We start from the raw sequence: 23807 nt of genomic DNA, 5'->3' as shown, positions 1-23807 counted from the left end.
ATCACCCCTTTACTCACCTACATTAACTGCTTTAATCGGCAGATTAACAATAAATGTCGCCCCCTGTCCTTCTCCTAGACTTTCACCAGAAACACTACCACCGTGCAATTGTACCAATTGGCGCACGATTGCTAACCCCAATCCCAGGCCACCATACCTCCTTGGATTGGAACTGTATTCTGGACGAAATTGCTCGAAGATGTAGGGTAGAAAATCAGGTCTGATACCCATACCTGTGTCCTTCACGGTAATTGCAACATGGGAATCAATATTCTGTAAGCTAATTTGAACACGCCCACCCTGGGAAGTAAATTTAATAGCATTAGATAGTAAATTCCAAATTACCTGCTGCAAACGTGCTGAATCGCCCAACACTGCATCCGGATTTGGGTCAAGCATAACCTGGATTTGAATGTTCTTTGCCTCAGCAGCTAGGCGTACAGTATCTATTGCAGCCTCAATAATAGATACCAGATCGCAAGTACCGACATTGAGAAGCATCTGTCCTCTTGTGATTCTTGATATATCCATCAGGTCTTCTATTAGTTGCGCTTGAAGTTTAGCATTGCGTTCAATAGTTTCCAGGGCTTTTGTTGTCTGAGTTTCGCTAAAATTGCGAGATTGTAGCAATTTTGACCAGCCCAGGATGGCATTGATTGGAGTTTTTAACTCATGGGAGAGAACACCTAAGAACTGATCTTTCATACGACTGGCTTTTTCTGCCTCAGAACGTAGCATCTGATTATGGGTTCGCTCTGCGTCGATGCTTTCTTGGCAGAAAATTACCACAGTGGGAGATATATTTAGTTTTAGTTCTTGCCATTGTTTCCGCACTTGATACAGTAATCGCCCCATCATTAAATTTTCATCTTGCGGATTTTTTATCCATTCCTGAAAAGCATCTTCAACTAAGTTAATCAGTCGTCGCAATGGTCGGTTTTCCTTCCGCCATTCAGCAAACTGCTCCCAAGCTTCCATTAAAGCTTCATGGGCTAAATCAATCCAAGCTTCTCCCTTTTCATCTTTCCCTGTAACCAACAAGCGTCCTTTAACTAATCCCGCTTCCCCATCTATTAATTCACTCAGTTGTTGCTGTTGATTGGGGTCATTACCTGCAATATTTAATATTGTCGCTTTTGCTTGGCGCTGTCTGGTGTCTTTTTCTGCTTCTCCAGTCCGCAATAAGCGTAAAAAAATCAGCCTAATCCATTCTTCCTCCTGCTGAGTGCGTTGTTGAGTAGGCGATTCCTCTTCAAAATCTTGGTAGTTATAAACCTTTTGGGCATGGAGATTCAACGCCCCAGCTAATCCCTCTAATTTTTCATATTGTTCTAGGGTAAGTTGATGTTTTTCTTGGTCGCGTTTCTCCCAGAGTTTAGTTAAAGCAAACTCCAACAGAGGCAAAAACCCTGGTTCTTGTTTCACATCTTCAAAAATCTTCAGTATTAGCCGTTCTTCAACAGTATGACCTTGAAGTTTGGCTGGTTCGGCGATCGTGTCCTTTAAATCAACTCCGGTTAAAGGTGGCATATAAACAGCCTGGGTTTGAATTAACTGAGTCAGGGAGGGATATTGCAAACAGAGTTCGAGAAAATCCGCTCGCATGGTAATCACAACTGCTAACCGCGAATCGGTAATCTCTACTACCTGAGTCAGTAAGTCAATAAATCTCTGCTTTTCTTGCTGACTAGCACCGCCAGTAAATACTTCCTCAAACTGATCCACTACCAATAAAAGTTTTACTGAACTAGGGAGATTTTCGAGAATTGCAGATAACCCATTCTGCTCATTGTCAATTAAATCCTTCAGTTGCTTCTCTTTTCTAGCCCCTGGAAAAAATTGTTGAAAAGCTCCACGTAACTTAATTAAAGGTTCAAATCCTGGTTTAATTGGTTCTAAGACTTGCCACTCACTATCATCTAATTGTGGAATCAAACCCGCCCGCACTACTGAAGATTTGCCACTCCCCGATGCGCCAATGATCGGGACAAAATTAGCCAAGTCGAGTTTCTGTTGAATATCGTTAACTACTTTTTTACGACCAAAAAAGAATTTTGCGTGTTGCTTGTCAAAAGCTTCTAAGCCCCGATAGGGACATTCGTCAAGTACTTTTGTAATAACTACTAAATTCTTGGGTGGATACCAAACCAAAGGAATTGACCTACCACCGCCCATGTAAATAGGTTCTTGTCCACTCTGTTTGAGTTCTCGTGAAATGAAGCTGATCAAGTCATTGACATTAATTTCTCCGGTAGCTTCATCAGCTTTATCCTCAGCAAGTCCTTTAAGAATTGCTTTGGTGAAAATTCCACCTTCGGTATCTTCACGCGCCCTTTCAAAGGCACGAGAGGCTGTAATTAAGCTGTAGTCTTGTTTGCTGTTGAAAACGGAGAAACCAGATTTGATAAAACTCTTCTCTAGAAAAGACCCCGCATAGCAGCAATCCAGCAATACTACTAAGCTGCTGAGTTGAGATTTAGCAATTAAAGTGTTGAGATCATCAAAGGCGATCGCATTCTGTCCATCAACTTTATGACAATCCGAAGTTGCCAAAAACCCTTCCGGTTCACCTGTGAGGCTGAGTGCTTCAAAGCCATGTCCGGCAAAATAAATCAGTGCCTCGCTACCTTTCGCTTTCTCCAACAGAAATGTTCTCAGTGTTTGACCGAGTTCTTTACCAGTTAACTTTTTATCCGGTGTCACTTGCCAGCGATTTTCACTCTCGATTAGCTTACCTGGTAACGGCTGAACATCAAACCTACCATGTTCACGCAGCAGCTCTGCTATTTTTTCTGCATCGTTGACAGCTTTTGGTAGGTTTGTAAAATTATCATACTTAGCAATGCCAATCACCAGGGCATATCGAGGCATAGCGTCTAATCAGGTATCTGTTTTTACGTAATATTACAAGAGTAACAACTCAAACATTAACTGAGGCTACTAATGTCACAAGTGCAACGCCTGATTGTCAAAGAAGATGATCAAGAGTACGAAATCTATGTGGAATCAAACACAGCCGCAGACGTTCCAGAAGAAGAGGAACCGGGATACCGTGATGGTTTACCTACGGTTAATATCAGAGAATTTCAAAACAAAATTCGTGATTATGCCAAGTTAGCAGTTGGGGCATTTAAGAATTTACCTGACGCTGAGGAGATAACAGTTAAATTTGGCATCAAGCTGGGTGGTAAAACCGGCATTCCCTTTTTAACTGAGGGTTCGGCTGAGAGTAACTTTGAGATTGAGGTTAAGTATAACTTGGCGCAGAAAAAACCATAATTTGACGCATTCTACATATTGATTATGAGGGCACGGCAATGCCGTGCCCCTACAATGTGTTGCGTCTCAGTGCGAATTGATATTTATAACCAAGCACATGATTTTTGATTAAAAAGGGATATCGAAAATGTAATTTAGAGCGTCAGAATTAGATGTTGTGTTTTCTGGATCGTCTGCCCAACGCTGGGGATTATTGACAATATATTCTCGGATGTTATCTATAGATTTTTCTTCTCTGCCAATGTGTTCATAAAAATTGCGTTGCCAGATTGATTGTCCTTTAGTCTGCCAAATTATATTAATGCGTTTGCTGACAACGCTTTTATAACTACCAATAACTCTAGATATAGAACCGCGTACAGGTTTACCGAATTTTTCTGTGTTGCGTTCGGGATGTTGATTAAGGGCAAGGCAATGCCTTGCCCCTACAGGGTTGTCGGTGATGATTAAGATGCCGTGTATATGGTTAGGCATAATCACAAAGGTATCTAATTCAATGTGAGAAAAATGAGCGGGTATTGTTTGCCAGCAATTTAAGGCAATATTACCTAAAAAATTTAATTGCATTTTGCCATTAACCACATTAACAAATAAACATTGCCGTCCTCTAGTGCAGATGGTGATGAAATATGCACCATGTTGGGTGTAATCGTGTCCTTTTAAGCGGATAGAATGCCGATGATGTTTTTGTGGATTATAAGGCATAATTTCCTATATTTATTTATGATAATTTTTTATTTATTTTAATGTTGATTTTTACGTTCACCCCATAAAAATAACGTAGGGGCAAGGCAATGCCTTGCCCTCCAAGAAATTTCGCATCTCAACGATAAATAATATTTTTCCATCCAGCACCTATTACATTTAAATAATGCTAATTCCTCTATAATAAATTACAAATAAATTCTTGGCGGTGGTGAACATTTCTATGAGGGCACGGCAATGCCGTGCCCCTACGTCAGATATTTGTGGTGGCTTGATTTTTTAGGTTTATCAAGAGAGAATATTAAGGAAAAAATTCGCCTTTTATTCACCATCATTTACCTTTGGATCTCGGATGTTGCTGTTCAAAGGACGAGCGATCGCCTTTTATTCACCATCATTCACCTTTGGATCTCGGATGTTGCTGTTGTAAGCATGAAGTTCCGAGTTCTGATCTCGAAATTCCGAGTTCAGAACTCGGAACGTCGAGCAATTTACTCCAACATCCGAGTTCTGAACCTCAACATTGCACCTTAGAAGTGCGATCGCCGAGCTATTTTCTACAACGCTGCTGCTTGAGGCTTGACTTTCCGAGATTTACGGGCGAACCTTTGCCCCATTTCTTCAACTACTGTATCTAAACCAGCGCCTTGTCCACTAGCTTTGGCATAGTTATACACCTGCAACGCGGCTGCATAAGCTTCACTACCCACAGCTAGCGAAGTATCATCCACCAACTCTTGTAATTGTGTCAAAGACAGCAATACTGGATACAAAGCTTCAAATAATTTTACGTCTTTCCGCATCTCATCGAGGTCAAACGATCGCGGTAAAAACTCTGGGTTCTGTGTCGCCACCTCTAATGCTTTGCTTACAAAGGCGCGGCTTTTATCTCCCATCTTGGGTAAAGCTTTCCGCTCCTCGTTACTTAAATCAATCAAAAATGGTAGTTTTTCTTTTATTGTAGCGATCGCTTGCAACACAGCATCTCTCTCTGATTGCGCTAGTGTTGCACTAATTGGGGCTGTGGACATAGAAATTAGTCTCCAGTATGTTGATTAACTTTAGAGTGCCCACATATACAATTTGAATTTCAATGACACAAATAAAAATTCCCAGTTCAAAGGATGAGCGATGTCTACGACAAGCCGCTTCTTTACGCCACACTTTTAACAATCAAAATTCTTCTTCCTCGTCAACTTCCTCGCCTATCAGTGGAGCTTGCGAGCTATGACGTACATGAAGCACAAAAACAGTATCTTCCCGAATAGCAAACAAAATTCGGTACTTATTTCTTGACTTACCGTAAATAAGTTGACGGATTTCTTCAATAAGTGCATCATTTTCTGTAGCTAGAGCGCAACGTAGAGGCTTTTCTTGCAGAGTCGCAATAGTATCCATCAACTCCCGAAACCATTTATCTGCATAAATTGGGTTACGCTCTCTCAACCAAGAGTAAGCAGTATCTATTTCAGCTTTTGCAGTCTGAGTCACCCTAACTTGAAATGCCATACTTTTGCTGCATTTCTTGCTCAAACTCCCTAAGAGTATTGGTTCTACCAGCCTCTACATCTTCAAGTCCCTGCTTAATTCCGGCGATTGCTTCCAATCTTTCCAATGCATCCAGCAGTTTTTGGTAAGACTCTGCATCCTGAACCACAAGTTCGGCTTTGCCATTAACTGTCAGCACTACGGGTTTTCCTGTCTGCTTCATCTGCTGTAGGAATTCCAACGTATTGCGTTTAAAGCTAGAGAGTGAATGGATGTCTCGACTAATATTTAGCATAGGGTTGATCATGCATTACAATTGCACTCAATTTAATGCTATCTCAATAGCTTCCGTCCAGTACAAAGTTAATTGTTACGCCAGTACCGCGTTTTACTTGAGAAAAATCACACATCGCGCTAGTCTTCATTGACGTAACTGCACAATGTAACATTAAGCGATGACAAATCAACTCTCTCCGAAAATTCCCTCTTGCAGTTGGAGCCGTCCCATCGGCTTAGGCTGGGACAAACCTTATACTGTCCGCTACCCAAGTAATATCGATGATGGTCCTTGGCATGGCATGCCTTTGGGTGGCTTTGGTGCAGGTTGCATCGGTCGTTCTTCACGGGGAGACTTTAACCTGTGGCACATCGATGGCGGTGAACATACCTTCAAAAACGTTCCCGCTTGTCAATTCAGTGTGTTTGAATCCAATAGCACATCTTCCCAAGCCTACGCTTTGTCTACCCAACCACCCGATGATGGCACTCTCAAAGCTTGGCAATGGTATCCAACAACTCCCAGTACAGAGGGAACAGGGACTTATCACGCGCTATACCCACGTAGCTGGTTTGTATATGAAAATGTCTTTCAAGCACAGTTGACTTGTGAGCAGTTTTCCCCAGTCTGGGCAGGGAATTATCAAGAAACTAGCTACCCTGTGGCAATATTCCTCTGGAATGCTCACAACCCCACAGATGCACCGATTACGCTGGGCATTATGCTGACTTGGCAAAATATGGTGGGCTGGTTTACAAACGCTCTCAAATCTCCCGAAGTGCGGGTGCGCGATGATGGTAGTCCGGTTTATGAATACCAACCGCGCTGGGGCGAAAGTCAAGGAAACTATAACCAGATAGTTGAAAATACACAACAGTTTGGCTGTGTTTTCGGTCGAGTTAGTAGTGATGAACCTTTGCAAGAAGGTGACGGAACTTGGTGTATTGCCACGCTGAAGCATCCTCAAGTGGAAGTATTTCACCACAGTCGATGGAATCCTGAAGGAACGGGTGATGAGGTGTGGCAAAGCTTTGCTAAAGATGGTTCTTTACCTAATTATATAGATGCAAATCCAGTAGCAGAAGGTGAACAATTAGGGGCTGCGATGGCTACGCCGGCCGCAGGCATCGCAATCCGTTTCACTCTCCAACCAGGGGAAACTCTCGAAATCCCCTTTGTCCTCGCTTGGGATTTACCCATCACAGAATTTGCTACCGGAGTTAACTATTACCGCAGATATACAGATTTTTTTGATAAAAGTGGTAACAATGCTTGGGCGATCGCATCTACTGCTTTAGAAGAATACCAAAGTTGGCGATCGCAAATTCAAACTTGGCAAAAACCGATTCTCGATCGCGAAGATTTACCCAACTGGTTTAAAATGGCTCTATTTAATGAGCTTTATGATCTCACCAGTGGCGGTACTCTCTGGAGTGCAGCATCAGAACTTTATCCCATCGGTCAGTTTGCGGTGTTGGAATGCCTAGATTACCGTTGGTATGAAAGTCTAGATGTGCGGTTGTATGGCTCTTTTGCCCTGCTGATGCTATTTCCAGAATTAGAAAAATCAGTGATTCGGGCATTTGCACGGGCGATTCCTCAAGGTGATGATACTCCCCGAATCATTGGCTATTATATGACAATTAAGGCAGAAAGCCCGGTTGCCGTTCGCAAAGTTGTAGGTGCAACACCGCACGATTTAGGCGCACCCAATGAACACGTTTGGGAGAAAACCAACTACACCAGCTATCAAGACTGCAATTTGTGGAAAGATTTAGGTAGTGATTTTGTCTTGCAAGTATACCGAGATTTTCTGCTCACGGGTGCTGACGATGTAGAATTCTTAGCAGATTGCTGGCCTGCGATCGTTCAAACCCTCGACTACCTGAAAACCTTTGACCTTGATGGCGATGGGATTCCTGAAAATTCTGGTGCGCCCGATCAAACCTTTGATGATTGGCGGTTACAGGGTGTAAGCGCCTATTGTGGTGGGTTATGGATGGCGGCGTTGGAGGCTGCGATCGCCATCAGCGATATCTTATTAACTTACCACACAGGTAACACAGCAGAGTTGGCGGCGCAAAAATTTATCTATGAAACTTGGTTACAACAATCTCTGCCTATTTACCAAGAAAAACTCTGGAATGGGCAATATTACAAACTTGATAGTGAAAGTGGTTCCGATGTGGTAATGGCAGATCAACTGTGCGGACAATTTTATGCTCGTCTGCTGGACTTACCAGATATTGTACCGAGCGATCGCGCCCTTTCTGCCCTGAAAACTGTTTATGATGCCTGCTTTTTGAAATTCTGCAATAGTAAGTTTGGTGCTGCTAATGGTGTTCGTCCTGACGGTTCACCAGAAAACCCCAAAGCGACTCATCCCCTAGAAGTTTGGACAGGGATAAACTTTGGGTTAGCGGCTTTTCTCGTGCAGATGGGAATGAAGGATGAAGCCTTGAGGTTAACGCAAGCTGTGGTGCAGCAAATTTATGACAATGGTCTGCAATTTCGCACACCTGAAGCCATCACCGCAACTGGTACTTTTCGCGCTAGCACTTACCTACGGCCAATGGCGATTTGGGGAATTTACTTAGTTATTAATTGATTGGCTATCAAAGCGGTTCTCATTTTTATCCAACACACGTAGGGGTATACAGCTACCCATTGGTGTCAACTTAGGGTGAAAGTCAGCCTAGAACAAGCTTTTAGAGATGATCTCATTTCCAGCCAGAGGCTGGAAACGAGGTTTTAAAGGGGTTTTATCTTAATTTGACACCAATGACAGCTACCCTTACCAAACAGTGATATTTAACGTCTAGTATGGGCGTTGCCAAACTTAGCCCGTCTTAATCTGAGAAAGCAGAGGCTAGATTTGTGATTTTATTTTCCGACTGTTTCCGGAAGCGAAGGAAAATTTCAGTAATGGTAAGAGTTGAAGGATTGAGAATTCAAGACTACTGTTTCAAAAAATGCAAATATTACTAGCTTTAGCTATAAATATTGCTAATATTTCCCACATTACGTTCACAATCAAAAGCTAGGTTATGACGTGGTTATTCCTTTATTCAACAGCAAAGGTCATCAGATTGCAGCGCTCCGTCTTTGGCAATGATTAACCAATACTGGGGCTTATGCTTAAACCTCTACAATTTGCCTAACTTCAGATACAGGTGCATCTTTCCAGGTTTTAGCAGGAGCAGCCCAAACTTCGGGATTATGAAGCGCTATCAGTGAGGGCAGTCTTAGTAAGCTGGACTCATATTATAACCCATCGATAGCTTATTGGCAAGTAATCCATTATCTAGTTGTTTGGAGAGTTAAAGGCGATCGCATATCGCAGTATTGATTTCTGATCCAGACTTATGCAAAGTGTGGCTTTCGCGTCCAGAGTTTAAAACTAGCTGCACAGCTTATCACCTACTTTTAGACCCTACGGAAAACTTGCTAACACTGCATTTTTAATTTCAACTTTATATATCTGCTATAGAATTACTATTTGATTGGGTTTAGTGCCGTACTCTGCCAGATATTTTTTAGTCAAAGCATCCATTCATGGTTGTTTTACTTTACTTAGTTGATGATCATTAAAACTATATATATAGGAATCCTAAATGAGTTGTGAAAATGTGCGATGTCCAGATACCCGACTTCTTCGAGAAGTCGGGTATCTAATTTTCTAGGAATGATTTAGGATTGCTGTATTAATAGCACCGCTAACCAGTAATTTTATTTCATAACTGGGCTATCTATGATTACTGACTGATAATCATGAAATATTCACGCTCAGTTGACGGCGATTTAATTTAGATACGCTGAAGCTGTATTTCTGGCAAATCAAGAAATACAAGGCTAATAAATATAATTATCTAATTTAACTTACCTAAAAAGTAGGTTCAACACTATGGCTGTGAACGTTTTCGCTCTCTATTTTTTATTATTTTTAGAAGTTGTTTTACATTATAGTTAATGGTAATATTTTCTAGTGACTAGACAATAATAAAGGTTTTAAATTGATGCCGGGTGAGGGGTAAGACCCCTCATAAATTAGTAAAGAGGGGACAAAACTAAAAGTTGCACAATCCGCACGTAAGTATAGGAATGCTTCAGTAAATTTCACTTATAAATCTACTAATTTAGTAGATGACATTAAAGACAAAAAATAGTATAAATACGAATGGCACTGTTAACACTCAAAGATAAATAAATTTTCTATCCTAGCCCAAAAAAATATGCGAACTTCCCGGAAAATGCCTAATTCAACAGTAGTAAGAAATACAAGCGCGTGAACAGATAGCAATTATTGAATTAGGAGTTGAGAAAGTTTAAAAAGACAAAACTGTATCTACCAAGATCCACGCCAAGACTTTTGTCCTATCAGTTATATGACAAGACAAAAGATAAACTTTTACCTTTTACTTACTAACAAGCTATAAGCAAAGTTTCCTCCATTCATCGGAGTGAATCTTGACAATGAGGACTGAGCCGCTAACAAACTTGATTGCTTTTAATCAAAGGTCAGTTCGTGGAAAGAATTATCAGGTCATCAATTAAAAGACCAACAATCGCAGAAATTGAACTAGTTTACTTCATCCAAGATAACTAAACACTATGATGAACCAAGACATTGCTGGTATTAGTAGCAACTTAGATAACACAGTAAAGGCTCAACAATTTGACAAAGTAGTTGAAGCAATTCTGGCTGGAAAGTATTCCTGGGCATGTGTTTTAATGCTGCGATTTGGTGGTTATAATCCTCTACATTACATTCCATACCGCACCTACAATCGATTGCTCAAAGAAAACTCTCAAGCCAACAGGACAAAACAACAGCAAAGTGAAAATCTCAAAATGCTGAATGATTCCAGGTCTGATAGTAATATGTCATCAAACTGCTTAAGCAAAATTAAAGACCGAGCTTATCTGGAAGTAGTTGGAAAGCAAAAAACAGAAATCCGTGGGAGTAGTTTAGACCAGAGATTGGCACACCAAATTAACGAACATCAATCAAGCAAATCGTCATTAAAGCCAGAAAAGTCTCAAGATATTTCCTTGAAATCTTGTGGATTCAATTAAAACGTATTTTGAATCAAGAGCTTCTGCACTACAGTTGATTGAATCTCTGAGAACCTGCTCTGCTAATTTAAAATAGCATGGCAGGTTTTCTATAGCAGTAACTAATTTGATAAGTTTTTGCAAAAATCTGCCAGAATGGCAAATATATACTGACAGTATTGGTAAACTAATAACAACTACAACTTAAGCCCAAATAGAGGTGATTGCCAAGCAAGCTAAGTTTAAAAAATAAAATCAATGATTAGTTCTGACTATGAAATAAATCAAACTGATTACAAAAGTAGTCAGTATTTCATGGAGTAAACAACTCCTACACCAAGACCGATGGATGATGCAACCGTTGCTACTGGTGGTTCTATTTTTGAGGAAGTCTGAGCAAAGAGAATTTGGGGAGGTGGATTCCCCCAATCCAAATTTTACACAGCTTTTACCAACTGCAGACGGTAAAAGTAATGCTTATAAAACTTCTTGTGCTGTGATTGGTGTTGCTTTAGTTAAATATTGCAAACGCTTAACATCAATCCCAGGAACGGAAATAGAAAAGTTACGGTGAAATCTTTGTCATGGCTGGTAGAACTAGTAGCTGAGATGCTTCTCTTTCCACTATTGTAATCCTAGTCCTCCCAACCGGGATTATCTCTAGTTTCTAAATTTTCAATTTATATACAGCAGATTGCGCTCTAATCGAATACAGGTAGAGACGTAGCACTGCTACGTCTCTACAAGGTTTTAGGTTTTATATATGTACTTCATTTACCTGAAATCTGCTGTATTAATTACTGGAAGTTCAAAACTTGAAGAGCTTCCAGTTTTTTTATGTGTAAATAAAAATAAGGTAGGCAAATTGCCCACCCTACTTTTTGTGGAGAATAGTTAATCCAAAAATGAATTAAACCTTGGCTAATTCTGGGGTAGGACGCTTGCTGTTGCGAATTGCTGTAATAGCTTCAGCATAATCCTTAGTGTTAAACACAGCTGAACCGGCGACGATCGCATTTGCTCCCGCTTCTAAAACTTGCCAGGTATTATTTGCTTTCAGTCCCCCATCCACTTCAATCCAAGGATCAAGACCGCGTTCATCACACATTTGGCGCAGCTTGCGGATTTTGGGTAACACACCAGGGATAAAGCTTTGACCACCAAAACCAGGGTTGACGCTCATAATCAGTACTAAATCGCACAAATCTAGAACGTACTCAATTAGCTCTAGAGGGCTACCAGGATTCAGCACAACTCCAGCTTTCTTACCAAGCTCTTTAATTTGCCCCAAGGTGCGGTGCAGGTGCGGGGAAGCATTATGCTCACAGTGTACGGAGATAATATCGGCACCCGCTTTAGCAAATGCCTCTACATACTTTTCCGGCTCTACAATCATCAAGTGGACATCAAGTGGCTTGGTTGTAACGGGACGAATCGCCTCCACAATCAGAGGGCCTATCGTAATATTAGGTACAAAGCGACCATCCATTACATCAACGTGAATCCAATCCGCTCCAGCTGCGTCTATGGCGCGAATTTCGTCACCCAGACGACTAAAATCGGCTGATAGTATAGATGGAGAAATTACAATGGGCTTTTGAGATAGGTTTTGGGTCATGGCTAGTGGGTTTTAAGCGTCCTCGTCTGTATGCATTGTAACAAAACATTGAGCAAGACTCATAATTTTGATCCCGGCTTTTTTGGGAATGGGGAGTGGGGACTGGGGACACTTCGACAAGCTCAGTGCATCGCTGGGGACTGGGGACTGGGGACAAGGAGAATAACCAGTGACTAATGACTAATGACTAATGACTAATTAACTAATGACTAAAAAACTAACCTGGATAATTTGGGGATTAAGCGCTTCTTGTCTGAGTGCGCCGGTAATTGCTTCAGCTTTAGAATCTGCACTAGGAACTAACGGTATTGATGCCCTGAAGCTACACCAAGCTCCTTATAATTTAATCGGTCGTAAGATTGCTATTGGTCAAGTGGAAATTGGCCGACCGGGAATGTTTGGGTGGGATAAGGCGGTGTCTAAAAACCGTGCCATATCTTTAGCGGCGGTGTTCTTACGCAATGGGCCAGCTAGGTCTAATAGCGGTGTTGACCCCCACGCCTACAATGTGGCTGGTGTGATGGTGAGTCAAAACAAAGCCTTACCGGGAGTTGCTCCAGGAGCGCGGCTGTATTCGTCTGCGGTGGGTTCGACTAAAAACATGGGTCAGCCAGAAGAGTGCTTATCGGCACAACATATAGCGCTACAAAATGGTGGCGATGTGCGTGCAATTAACTTTAGCTTTGGTGAACCTCTGAGCCGCGATCCTAGACCAGATGCGGCTTTAGATGGCAATGCTTTACTAACTTTATGTGTTGATTGGTCTAGTCGCGTCCATGATGTTTTGTATGCGATCGCAGGCAACCAGGGTAAGGGCGGTATTCCTATTCCTACAGATAATTTTAACGGAGTTAACGTTGCTTTTTCATCTAGCCGAGGGGGAGTTTTTAACAAAGTAGACGTGGCTAATCTGGCTGCTGCTAATCAAGGAGTGAGTGGAAGGCTAGCTGGAAGGGAATTTGATCTTGGTGGGCGACGCGCTATTAGTTTAGTTGCTCCTGGAAATAACATTCCTTTGCTCAATCCAGATGGCAAATTCAACAAGGTTACAGGCACAAGTTTTGCAGCGCCTCAAGTTACGGCTACTGTTGCTCTGTTGCAGGAACTTGCTGACCGACAGATGCGGACAAAACAACCCCACTGGAGCATCGATGCTCGGCATCATCAAGTGATGAAAGCAGTATTGCTGAATTCCGCAGACAAAATTCAAGATAGCGGTGATGGCTTGCGGTTGGGAATGACTAGGACGTTAATTGATAAACAAAATAAAAACTGGCTAGATTCTGATGCTTATAAAGATCCAAAGATTCCCTTAGATGCCCAAATGGGAGCGGGTCATTTGAACGTATTTCGCGCTTATCAGCAATTTAGTGCTGGTCAATGGCATTCATCATCTGTGGTTCCGGCTATTGGTTGGGATTATCGCACAGTTGATGTTGGAGCATCTGTTGACTATATATTAGCAAAACCGTTAAAGCCGGGAAGTTTTGTTGCGATCACCCTGACTTGGGATCGATTGGTGGAACTCAATGATAAAAATAAAAACCAGCAATATGATGTAGGCGAAAATTTTAGCGATCGCGGTTTGAATAATCTCGACCTATACTTAGTAAAAGCCGATGCACAAAATTCAGATACTGGTGCTGTTTGCTCTTCAATCAGCCAAATCGATAGTGTAGAACATATTTTCTGCCCCGTTGCTGCTACTGGCAATTACAAAATCCGTGTCCAGTTTCGTCAAAAGGTCAATGAAGCGACTCAACCCTATAGTTTAGCTTGGTGGAGTGTACCTATCAATTGAAATAGGGTAAGCCGTTAGTCCCTACAAAAGTTCTATATTTAGTGCAACTGAGAAACCTTATAGCACTTCTCGGTCAAGTCCAATACAGACCTAACCCCCAGCCCCTTCCCTTCAAGGGAAGGGGAGTAAGATTCAAAGTCTCTCTCATTTTAGGAGAGAGTAATGGAAGTGAGGTCAGAGTGTATTCCATACAAACGAGCGACACCGATAGCGTTCGCGTAGCGTCTCCAAGAGTTGCGTTAGCGAGTCCGCGTACCCTTACAGGGAAGCAAGCTACGCTTTTAGCGTCTCGTAGAGAGCGTCATAGCCCGTCGTAGACATCGCTATATTTTATCTATCAAACTCCAACAGAAGTGGTTATTTTGTGACTACGTAGCTTACAATACTTTTATATATAAATAGGAAAATTCCTAGAAATCAAAACTTTTCATAAATCGTCTGTATAGCTGCCTAAATCAGGAATTGGCAACTATCACAAGTTGTCTTTAGTTCTTCTGAACTACTAACTGGCTGTTACCGTTTCTGTAACAGTCTTATTATTTTATTGGAGCAAATGCAATAGTTAATCATTGACACAGTATCTGCGTCAACTCTAAGCACAGATCGGGAATCTTTGGCAAGTGAGGTAGCAGAATGAATCGGCAGAAACTTAGTGATGCAAAAGAAAATTTCCTGCAAAGACGTTATGGTGTGAGTCTGGGCAGACGTTATGCTCTGGCGGCTGCAAGTGTTGTTCTATTTAGTGTATTAGGGTGTTCTCAAGTCGATAGTAATAAAAGTGTCCTTGCCCAATCTAGTTTACCTCAACCAGAAACTCCATTGCAAAAAAAAACACTCAAGACTGATAAAAAAATCGTTGAGTCTAGCAATAAATTTGGTTTCAAACTGTTTTCAGAAGTTCTGAAAAATGATCGGGGTGAGAAGAATGTTTTTATCTCACCTTCGAGTGTGGCGATCGCTCTGGCTATGACCTACAACGGCGCTAGCGGCACGACTCAACAAGCAATGGCAAAAACCCTAGAATTACAGGGATTGAATCTACTAGAAATCAACTCTTCTTATGCGGCAACATTAAAGCACCTTGTAGACAATGCCGATGCGAAAGTGCAACTGAATATTGCTAACTCTCTTTGGGCAAATCAAGATTTTAGCTTTCAGCCAGACTTCCTTCAGAGAACACAGTATTTCTATAAAGCCAAGGTTAGCAATTTAAACTTTCAAGATGCCGCAGCACCTAGTATTATCAATAACTGGGTCAAAGAAAATACTAACGGCAAAATCAATAAGATAGTTGACACAATTCAACCAAATCAAGTGTTGTTTCTGATTAATGCCATATATTTTAAAGGTAATTGGAGTAAGGAATTTGACAAAAATAAAACCGCTCAATACCCTTTCTACATTACATCTGCTAGGCGAAAACAACAGCCAATGATGTCACAGAGCGGTGACTATAGATACTACGAAAACAACCAATTTCAGGCAGTTAGTTTAGCTTACGGTAAAGATGGTAAGTTCAGTTTTTATATATTCCTACCCAAACAAAACTCTAACCTCAAAGCCTTCTATCAAAATTTGAATGTTGAAAACTGGGAAAGATGGATGACTCAATTCAGCAAACAAAAAGGGTTTATTCGCCTACCCCGTTTCAAAACAGACTATGAAGTTACACTCAATGATGCTTTAAAAAGTTTAGGCATGGAAGAGGCTTTCAGCAACAAAGCTAATTTTTCCGGTATGGGTAAAAATTTTGCCATTAGCGAAGTTAAACATAAAACTTTTGTGGAAGTGAACGAAGAAGGCACCGAAGCAGCTGCGGCTACTTCAGTAGGAATAGTAGCAACATCTTTGAGACAAGAACCAGAACCATTCCGAATGATTGTTGATCGTCCCTTCTTCAGTGCCATCAGGGATAATCAGACGGGAAGTGTTTTGTTTATGGGTTCGATCATTGATCCACAGTAAAAAATTAAAAATTTCTTCATTTTGAATTGAGTTCTAGGGTAATGTCGCTTCAGAAATACTCAAAGTGTTTTTAGCGTCAGCTTTTGGAGACTCGTTTGCTGCAACAGGTGCAGTTGTCTCCCCAATGGTGCTGTCGTTGATCTGGCTACCAGGACGCAAGGCGCTTAAAGCAGTCTTAATTACAACAGCTGTGGGTACTGCCACAATTACACCCAATAGTCCGCCAATTCTTGCCCCTGTTAAGACTGAAATTAAAATCCAAACTGGATTTAAGCCAGTAAAGCTGCCTAAAATTCGGGGGGCAATTAGGTTTTCGAGAATTTGCTGGACAATTACTGCTGCGATCAAAACTCTTACACCCATTGAGAAATCTTGCAAGGCTACCAATAATGTAGTCAGAGCGATGCCTACAGAACCACCAAAGGGGACGAGAGCCATCAGCCCAATGGTTAGTCCGAATAGCAGGCCAAATGGTACTTTCAGCCACAAAAAGGTAGGAATCAGGGCTGAAGCCATACAAGTAGATAAAATCAACTGGGTGATGAAGAAATTTTGGAAGCTGAGGCGGACTGTTTTGGAGAAAGGATCGCGGAATTTAGCGGGTAGCCATTCCACTAAACTTTGCCAGAGTTCAGCCCCATGCTGTAAAAGATAGAAAGTCAAAACTATCGTCAAGAGAATATCTAGCAGACTAGTGACTGTGAGGACAGCCAGATTTAAAACTTGTCCAGCGATCGCTTGCAATTGTCCCTTGACGCGATCGTTGATTTGTACTACCAGAGCATCAAGGTTAATCGGTAAGCCAAAAATCTCAGCTTTTTCGTTTAAGATCATTAACTGAGAGCGTCCAGAGTCGATTAACTCTGGCAAACGAGCCACCAGTTGTTGAGCTTGGGTAAGGGCCAGGGGAAAAAGTGTCACACCCAACGCCAATAAAATCGATAAAGCCAAGAGAAATACTAAAATAGCGACTTGCTCTCGCCTCGCGCCATGATGCTCCATCCAACTTACGGGGTAGTTGAGCAGAAATGCTAATACTGAGGCTCCGACTAAAATGACTATGAGAGAATGGAAATAATTAAAAAATACCGAAATTGCCCAACCATTGATAACTAGCAACGGAGCGAATAGCGCGATCGCCCCGATTCGCGCTATTGGAGTGAATGTTTGCCACCAGTCGAGTAGCTTGCGTGTCTGCATTTTGAGCTGATTGCGGGATAGAACTAAGTTAAATCTTTCTTTACAGCTTATTATCTCTAACTATATGAGTCTTATTCATCCTTCTAGTTTAGGAGTTGGACTAACCCCAATGGATAATTTTGAATCGAAAGAGAGTGGGAAGTGGGGAGTGGGGGGAGAAGAGGGAGAAGGGGGACAAGGAAGAATTATTGAAGAAGTCTCTCCTTTGTCTCCTCCCAACCCCCAATCCCCAGTCCCCAGTACCCAGTATCTTTTACATTTAGTTCCGATTATCGGCTTTTTTCCATCCTTGTGGACTCTCTATCGGGGCCAGGGTAGTCGGGAACAACTTGCTATTAGTCGTCTGTCTATAACTTTGGCACTTACTTGGCTGTTGGGTTATTTATTATTAACTACCGGAGCAGCAACTTCAGATTATTTTCCGCTACGTCTATTTATCCTGAATAGCTTTCTCACATCAGGTTACTTTTTAGTCAGTGTTTGGTTGATTTTGCGCCTGACGCAGGGCAAATCTGGGCGTTTAACAGGGTTTAGTACTTTAGCAGAACGAGTACTTGGCAAGTATTTATCTTAATTTTTTCAGGTGATGATTTGTCAGTACTTTTACTTATTTCCTAAAAATTTACAGTTGATTTATCCATATATCTAGTCAAATCCAGTTTATTATTGCCATACTTCAATAAAACATCTCTAGGTTGGCCCAAAAGAAAGAGAAATGCTGCTATAAATGTTGTGGTTGACACTACATTAAAAAAGTTAGCACTGATAATTAAGAGTTAGCTATTATGGGTTGATTTGTTTGGATGTTTTTAGTCTGCAAATTTACCGAATTTGATTAGTGAGTAAGTGTGAGGAAGTCTGTGACCATTCAAAGAAGTTCGGCGGAAGAAAACCAGTCGGGAAAAGCCTCAAAGTCCAGTAAACAACAAATTTCCCAGAACTCGAAATCAGGACGTTGGCTGTGGTTTTGGGTAGGTATGAGTGGGATTGCGATGGTGTCAGCAACAGCAGGGGCGCTTTTGGCAGTGTCTTTAACCAGCACGCCTTTGCAACAAGCCCAGCTAAGTCCAAAGGATGAGGCGGCCTTTGATGGCGATCGCATTTCTGGAGGTGTGCTGCGATTTTCAGAATTAACTCGCCCGGTAAATCTCTTGGTAATGGGGATGAGTGTACTTCCCCCAGATATCCAAAACCCTCCCCCAGAAACTAAAAACCTCAAATACCAGCCCCAGGTAAACTCCTTTGATGGTCTTTCGGATGTGATGCTCTTGCTCAAATTTGATCCAGAGACTAAAAAAATAATCATGCTGTCTATTCCCAGAGATACCCGCACAGAAATAGAGGGGTATGGGGTGAAAAAAATTAATGCTGCCAACGTTGATGGTGGACCAGCTTTGACTGCCAGAACCGTCAGTAATCTCTTAGGCGGCGCGGGAATTGATCGCTATATCCGAATTAACGTTTTGGGAGTTGCCAAGCTGATTGATGCTTTGGGTGGCGTGAGTGTTTATGTCCCCAAAAATATGAAATACCAAGATGATTCTCAGCATTTGTACATCAATTTGAAGGCTGGTAAGCAGCATCTAAATGGCGATCAGGCACTACAATTGCTGCGTTTTCGCCATGACGAACTCGGTGATATTGGTCGGATTCAGCGCCAGCAAATGGTGATTCGCGCTTTGATGGATCAAACACTCAACCCAGGAACTGTTGCTCAATTACCTAAAGTTCTTGATGTAGTGAAAGACCACATCGATACCAATTTGACGGTTGAAGAGTTAGTAGCACTCATGGGTTTTGGGGTGCGGACAAATCGCTCTAATATGCAAATGTTAATGCTGCCAGGTCGCTTTAGCGAGAAAGGCGAGTTTGATGCTAGCTATTGGTTGCCCAACAAAGATGGTATTGCTAAACTGATGGCTCAACACTTTGGTTTGGACTCAGAACAGGAACAGCTAGCAACTACGACTAACCCACACTCTTTGCGGATAGCAATTCAAGATAGTACAGGTGGCGATCGCTCTAACCTCCAACCATTAATTAGAGCCTTGGAAAAATCTGGATATCGCAACGTCTATATAGCCAAGGCATGGGGTGAGCCTTTAGATGTAACTCACGTTGTCGCCCAACAAGGAGATGGTGACAGTGCCGAATCAATTCGCAACACTTTGGGATTTGGAGAAGTGCGCGTGGAAAGTACTGGCAACCTTGGCTCAGATATCAGTATCCAAGTCGGTCAGGATTGGTTGCAACAAAAATCTATTTTGGAGAAGTCGAAATAATTTGTAATTCGTAATACTTCGGCTACGCTCAGTACAAGTTCGTAATTCGTAATTAAGTATCTAGGCATAAATAAATTTAAAGTTTGTAGTAAGGACTTTAGTCCTGATAATCCTTGCTCTGAGCGATAAATCGCTCACTACAAACTAGGAGTTTATTTTATATTTAATTATGTCTACCTACTTACGCTCGTTCCTCTTAACGCTGCGCTATCGCTAACGTAATTCGTAATCTGTCTTTAATTACACTGGCAGAAATGCTGATGACACTGAATTTACTACCTGGCTCAGTTCTTGGAGTTTAGCTGCTACCACACCATTGGTTAATAATTCTTCTGCTTTAGCTAAACCCTCTGACATATCTAGACAAATACCACTGCGCCATAGATAAAACCCGCCATTCCACAAGGCTGTTTGCATTAGTTCACCTGGTTTACCTGCTAAAACCTCCTGAATCTCCCCCACCAGTTCTTCAGTAGTTCCCAAGGCTACGTTTTTGGTAGTAAAGCCGTAATCACGGGGTACGAGGTGCAATCTTTCTACCTCTTGGGATGCTACAGATGAAGATAAGCTGATAATCGCAGTGCGATCGCGCGGTAAGTCACAACTACCTTCCAATCCTTTGACAAATGTAAATTTTGTGATTCCCCGCAATCCCAGAGCTATCTGAAACATCCCTTCTGTCGGCGGATGGACAAACCCAGCAATTACGTGAGCATCCCCAGCATAAGGACACCAAATTAGCTCCATTGTCGCCAAAGGCGGACGTTTGCCCAGTTGATCGCGGTACTCCCAAATGCTTCTAGTTAAGGGAAAATGCTGAGGTAGATAAATAAAGCCGATTCCCGTTTGCTCAAACACTTGCTGAGTTTTTGCTAGTGTTAGGGTAGTCCAATTTACTCCTAAACCCTGCCAAATATCTATCAGAGGTAAGCCGTATTTTGTTGGTAGGCGATCGCCTCCATGCATTACCACTGGTTGTCCCACTGCGGCGAGTAGTAAAGCTGTTACCGGACTAATTGGTGCTGTGCGGGTTCTCCCATCATAGGGGATGCCAAGAGCGATCGCTGGTCGCCCAGAGGCTATTGGTTGCAGTTTTGGCCCCAATTCATAATATGCATCCAACATTCCCGCTAACTCTTCCCCCGTGGGACGCTTGATCCGATGAGCAATCAAAAACGCTCCAATTTGGGCTGGTGTAGCTTCACCCAGCAGCATCATTTTAGTAGCGGTGGCTGCTTCAATCCGAGTTAAATTCTCAGATGTATGGTTTCCGCTACCTACCTTTTGCAGGAATTCCCGAAATACATTGCTCATTTAGTCATTGGTCAATTCTCAAAAAATACTTTTACTACACAACATATATAGTGAAATTAACTAGGTTATCCTGACCGAATCGCAGTAAATCACCGTTAAGTAGGCGATATTGCATACCAGGAGTTAGAGGATTGTTGTTTAAAAAAATACCATTTGTACTCATATCAACAATCATGTATGAATTTTGCGACCAGTCCCAATCGATTCGCGCATGACGACGAGAGACTATTCCCTCACTGGGGATGCCAGTCAAGTCAATTTCTGGCGGCGCTATTCCTGGACTCTGACTGCGGCGACCAATATAACCACCTTCTCCAACCAGGTGAAATTCTCTTCCAGTGCTATGAATCAGCTTTAAGGCTGGCGCTCTTTGAGGCGGGGGAGTATAAGCAGGCGGTGTTGGTGGATAAGAAACCCGTGGCTGATAGACTGTTGAATAATCAATAGGGGCTTGTTGGGGAACCTGATAGTTAGGTTGTTCTGTTGCTGGCCGCTGATACGGAATAGGTGGTTGTTGACTGGCTGGTGGTTGACTGGGTTGCTGTTGAATAGGTGGTTGTGGTGTAGTGGAAACTACATTACCAATCGGAGTGGAACACCAGGGACAAACCTTAGCATTGTTAGGCAGGGCGCGGTTAAAATATTCGCAACTGGGATTAGGGCACCGATTTGCAGGCATAGGAATTTATCACATCAGGCGGCATAGGTTGTAAAGCTACAAGGCCTACTTTACTAAGTAAACATTGGCCTTGCTGAGTAGTTAGCATCGCAGCAAATTTAGAACCACCCGGCAAGCGGCTGGTGTCTCTAGGGTACACTACAAAAATAGGGTATCCTAAGGGGTAGCTTTTGAAAGTTGGAACATCAACATAATAACTATTATCATGCTGACAGAAGTCATCTGAGAGAGTAATTGAGCGGTGATAGCGCAGCTGGAATAGAGGTTGACTAGCTGGCTTGTTGCCATCCACTATAGCTAGGGGATAGCCAGCACACTGTTTCCAAGTTTTACTGATAATACCAAAACTGATAATACCAGACCCTTCTAAAGTCTCGCTGCGTATCTTGATCTGGGTGTCTCCTGTCCTCATCTTTTTAACAGTATTATCAAATATAGCTTTGTCCTGAGGGTCATCTTGGAGAACTATTTCTTGAAATTTAATGATTGCTTCCGGTTCAGTTGGGGCAAAAGGTTGGATTTTAAGAGATGGAAGTTTAGAATTAATCTGCTGCCAATTAGTAATTTTACCTGTGTAAATTTTACGCAATTGATCAAGACTTATTTGCCCGCCAATATCATTGGCAAGACTTGAGCCGCTCTGATTAAATGCGACATAAACAAATAAGCCATCATAAGCAAATTGTTTTTTATCAAGTTTATCTGTAATATTATTTACCAAACTAGTAATTGCAAAGTCTTTTTTACTTGTTTGGAATTCTTCTACACTTTTAATCGGATTATTTGCATCTGATGACACAACAGGTTTATAGTTAAATGTTGCGGCTGCATCTGGCTTTGGTATGGTCAATAATTCTCCTAAACTACTCTTGTCCACTTTTAGGCTCAAAAGATAACTCCAGGTACTCTCTGTTTCTCCTGTGTAAGTAAATTGTCCAGAAGGAACGTTGGGGACTTCTGAGAAATTCCGCAAAAGTTTAGACCATTCTATATATTGATTAGGGTTATCTGTTTTCCTACCCAAAAGCCAATACCAAATTCCCCCACCAAGTAGTAATAAGGCCAGAATTCCTAGCAAAAGAAAAGGCATTGGGAAACGCTTTTCTGATTCTTGAGAAGCTATCGATCGCACTGAACTATTGCTATGATCTTCTTTGGGAAGTTGTAGCAGTGCTTGACGGGCTGCTTCTGCATTCTCGAAAGAGGTTTCCAGCCCAATTAGTCGATAAATAAACTGTTTTAAATGGCTATCTGTATCTGGCCATTGTTGATTATCTCTAGGATCGAGAGGCTGATTGGAGGATAAATCAGTTGTCCGTCCTACCCATAAATAAAAGGCTACCAATCCTAATGATTCTAAATCTTGTTCAGGTCTGACGGGTGCCGGTTGAGGAATAATGGGTGGAATAAATAAGTTTTCCCAGATAGCTAAATCACAAAAGTATATAGAAAACTTTTGATTATTTTCTACTTTAATTAAAGTACTATCTAAACTGATGTTGCCGTGAGTGATACCCAGTTGGATTTGATTTGAGGGAAAACGCAGCTTTTGGGTATGGAGAAACTGGAGAGTTTGGAGACTTTGATTTAGTACCTCACGCACATCAGTAGATGTCATTGCTCCCTTCTCTATGAGATACTTACCTAAAGTTTGGGATGAATCTATTCCTTTAGTGATTAAATAACAGCGTTCTCCTTTATCATCCGCGATCGCTTCTTTACTTTCCACCAGACGGAAGTTTTGAATTCTACTATCGGCTAAACTTACCCCACCCACCCGTTTGAAGGTGTCTTTCCGCTTCTGAGTTTCGCTTTCATTAAAACAACGATTGGGTAGCAGGTATTCTTTGATGATTACAGGCTGTTTGTCTTTGAGTTGGATACCTGAGTATAAGCGGCCTAAACCCCGCACACCGAGAAAACTAGCTATTTGATAAGTACCCTGATTTCCTTTAATCTCAGCCTCCTGCGGTAAAGTGGCGGGAAAACCACATTCCAAGCAAAACTTAGCGCCCTTAATTTGTTGCGCCGTTTGGAAGGGGCGATCGCAACTTAAGGGAGAATTGTACGAGCAGGGGTATTCTTGATAAAAAGATTCAAATGAAGGCATATACAAAGAGTTTCATTAATTGCGCCGATTACTT

At 41.8% G+C, this 23807-nt stretch carries 18 protein-coding genes; 8 read left to right on the top strand and 10 right to left on the bottom strand.

What is annotated here, in order from left to right; translation table 11 throughout:
- Positions 1-9: 9 nt before the first annotated feature.
- Positions 10-2871, bottom strand: coding sequence for an nSTAND1 domain-containing NTPase (locus V7K50_RS04305; protein WP_334957602.1), 2862 nt, complete (start codon positions 2869-2871; stop codon positions 10-12).
- A 72-nt stretch (positions 2872-2943) separates the two neighbouring features.
- Here V7K50_RS04305 and V7K50_RS04300 point away from each other — a divergent pair, with 72 nt between their 5' ends.
- The gene (locus V7K50_RS04300) at positions 2944-3279 is read left to right on the top strand and encodes a CU044_2847 family protein (RefSeq protein WP_334778324.1); all 336 of its coding nucleotides are present in this window, start codon (positions 2944-2946) and stop codon (positions 3277-3279) included.
- Positions 3280-3387: 108 nt separating this feature from the next.
- Here the strand turns inward: V7K50_RS04300 and V7K50_RS04295 are convergent, their stop codons facing one another.
- On the bottom strand, positions 3388-3984 hold the full coding sequence (locus tag V7K50_RS04295) for a transposase (RefSeq protein WP_334957600.1): 597 nt from the start codon (positions 3982-3984) through the stop codon (positions 3388-3390).
- A gap of 237 nt (positions 3985-4221) precedes the next feature.
- On the opposite strand from V7K50_RS04295, the gene V7K50_RS04290 reads away from it, so the two are divergent.
- Positions 4222-4518 carry a hypothetical protein gene (locus tag V7K50_RS04290; RefSeq protein ID WP_334957598.1) on the top strand — a complete coding sequence of 99 codons (297 nt, stop codon included), beginning with the start codon at positions 4222-4224 and terminating at the stop codon, positions 4516-4518.
- Between the two features lie 23 nt (positions 4519-4541).
- Here the strand turns inward: V7K50_RS04290 and V7K50_RS04285 are convergent, their stop codons facing one another.
- From V7K50_RS04285 to V7K50_RS04275, 3 genes are all read right to left on the bottom strand, one after another.
- Entirely contained in the window at positions 4542-5015 is a 474-nt protein-coding gene (locus V7K50_RS04285; protein ID WP_334957596.1) for a hypothetical protein, read from the bottom strand.
- Positions 5016-5157: 142 nt separating this feature from the next.
- Positions 5158-5493: a type II toxin-antitoxin system RelE/ParE family toxin gene (locus V7K50_RS04280; RefSeq protein ID WP_334957594.1), complete on the bottom strand. Its 336-nt coding sequence runs from the start codon at positions 5491-5493 to the stop codon at positions 5158-5160.
- Complete coding sequence (locus V7K50_RS04275) at positions 5477-5767, bottom strand: type II toxin-antitoxin system Phd/YefM family antitoxin (RefSeq protein ID WP_334957592.1); 291 nt, start codon at positions 5765-5767, stop codon at positions 5477-5479. The genes V7K50_RS04280 and V7K50_RS04275 overlap by 17 nt, the downstream gene beginning before the upstream one ends.
- A 160-nt stretch (positions 5768-5927) precedes the next feature.
- Here V7K50_RS04275 and V7K50_RS04270 point away from each other — a divergent pair, with 160 nt between their 5' ends.
- Together V7K50_RS04270 and V7K50_RS04265 are read left to right on the top strand one after the other, a co-directional pair.
- Positions 5928-8357, top strand: a complete 2430-nt coding sequence (locus V7K50_RS04270; RefSeq protein ID WP_334957590.1) for a GH116 family glycosyl hydrolase — start codon at positions 5928-5930, stop codon at positions 8355-8357.
- Between the two features lie 2006 nt (positions 8358-10363).
- Complete coding sequence (locus tag V7K50_RS04265; protein ID WP_334957641.1) at positions 10364-10825, top strand: HetP family heterocyst commitment protein; 462 nt, start codon at positions 10364-10366, stop codon at positions 10823-10825.
- 889 nt (positions 10826-11714) lie between these two features.
- Here the strand turns inward: V7K50_RS04265 and rpe are convergent.
- Positions 11715-12422 (bottom strand): ribulose-phosphate 3-epimerase, encoded by a 708-nt coding sequence (gene rpe, locus V7K50_RS04260; RefSeq protein WP_334957588.1) that lies wholly within the window; start codon positions 12420-12422, stop codon positions 11715-11717.
- Positions 12423-12627: 205 nt separating this feature from the next.
- Between rpe and V7K50_RS04255 the strand changes: the two genes are divergently transcribed.
- Together V7K50_RS04255 and V7K50_RS04250 are read left to right on the top strand one after the other, a co-directional pair.
- Positions 12628-14223 carry a S8 family serine peptidase gene (locus V7K50_RS04255; RefSeq protein WP_334957586.1) on the top strand — a complete coding sequence of 532 codons (1596 nt, stop codon included), beginning with the start codon at positions 12628-12630 and terminating at the stop codon, positions 14221-14223.
- 633 nt (positions 14224-14856) lie between these two features.
- Complete coding sequence (locus tag V7K50_RS04250) at positions 14857-16188, top strand: serpin family protein (RefSeq protein ID WP_334957584.1); 1332 nt, start codon at positions 14857-14859, stop codon at positions 16186-16188.
- A gap of 33 nt (positions 16189-16221) precedes the next feature.
- Here V7K50_RS04250 and V7K50_RS04245 read toward each other — a convergent pair whose 3' ends face one another.
- The gene (locus V7K50_RS04245; RefSeq protein WP_334957582.1) at positions 16222-17388 is read right to left on the bottom strand and encodes an AI-2E family transporter; all 1167 of its coding nucleotides are present in this window, start codon (positions 17386-17388) and stop codon (positions 16222-16224) included.
- Positions 17389-17497: 109 nt separating this feature from the next.
- Between V7K50_RS04245 and V7K50_RS04240 the strand changes: the two genes are divergently transcribed.
- Together V7K50_RS04240 and V7K50_RS04235 are read left to right on the top strand one after the other, a co-directional pair.
- On the top strand, positions 17498-17962 hold the full coding sequence (locus V7K50_RS04240; RefSeq protein WP_334957580.1) for a hypothetical protein: 465 nt from the start codon (positions 17498-17500) through the stop codon (positions 17960-17962).
- 286 nt (positions 17963-18248) lie between these two features.
- Complete coding sequence (locus V7K50_RS04235) at positions 18249-19670, top strand: LCP family protein (protein ID WP_334957578.1); 1422 nt, start codon at positions 18249-18251, stop codon at positions 19668-19670.
- A gap of 240 nt (positions 19671-19910) precedes the next feature.
- Here V7K50_RS04235 and V7K50_RS04230 read toward each other — a convergent pair whose 3' ends face one another.
- The 3 genes from V7K50_RS04230 to V7K50_RS04220 are packed head-to-tail and all read right to left on the bottom strand — an operon-like array spanning position 19911 to position 23773.
- Positions 19911-20984: an anthranilate phosphoribosyltransferase family protein gene (locus tag V7K50_RS04230; protein WP_334957577.1), complete on the bottom strand. Its 1074-nt coding sequence runs from the start codon at positions 20982-20984 to the stop codon at positions 19911-19913.
- 34 nt (positions 20985-21018) lie between these two features.
- On the bottom strand, positions 21019-21663 hold the full coding sequence (locus V7K50_RS04225; protein WP_334957575.1) for an FHA domain-containing protein: 645 nt from the start codon (positions 21661-21663) through the stop codon (positions 21019-21021).
- A complete protein-coding gene (locus V7K50_RS04220; RefSeq protein WP_334957573.1) occupies positions 21641-23773 on the bottom strand; it encodes a substrate-binding domain-containing protein in 2133 nt (710 codons plus the stop codon). Before V7K50_RS04220 ends, V7K50_RS04225 begins: the two co-directional genes overlap by 23 nt.
- Positions 23774-23807 lie beyond the last annotated feature (34 nt).

This window comes from Nostoc sp. (assembly GCF_036917135.1).
Taxonomy (GTDB): domain Bacteria; phylum Cyanobacteriota; class Cyanobacteriia; order Cyanobacteriales; family Nostocaceae; genus Nostoc.
This window is presented reverse-complemented; position numbering and strand designations above follow the sequence as displayed.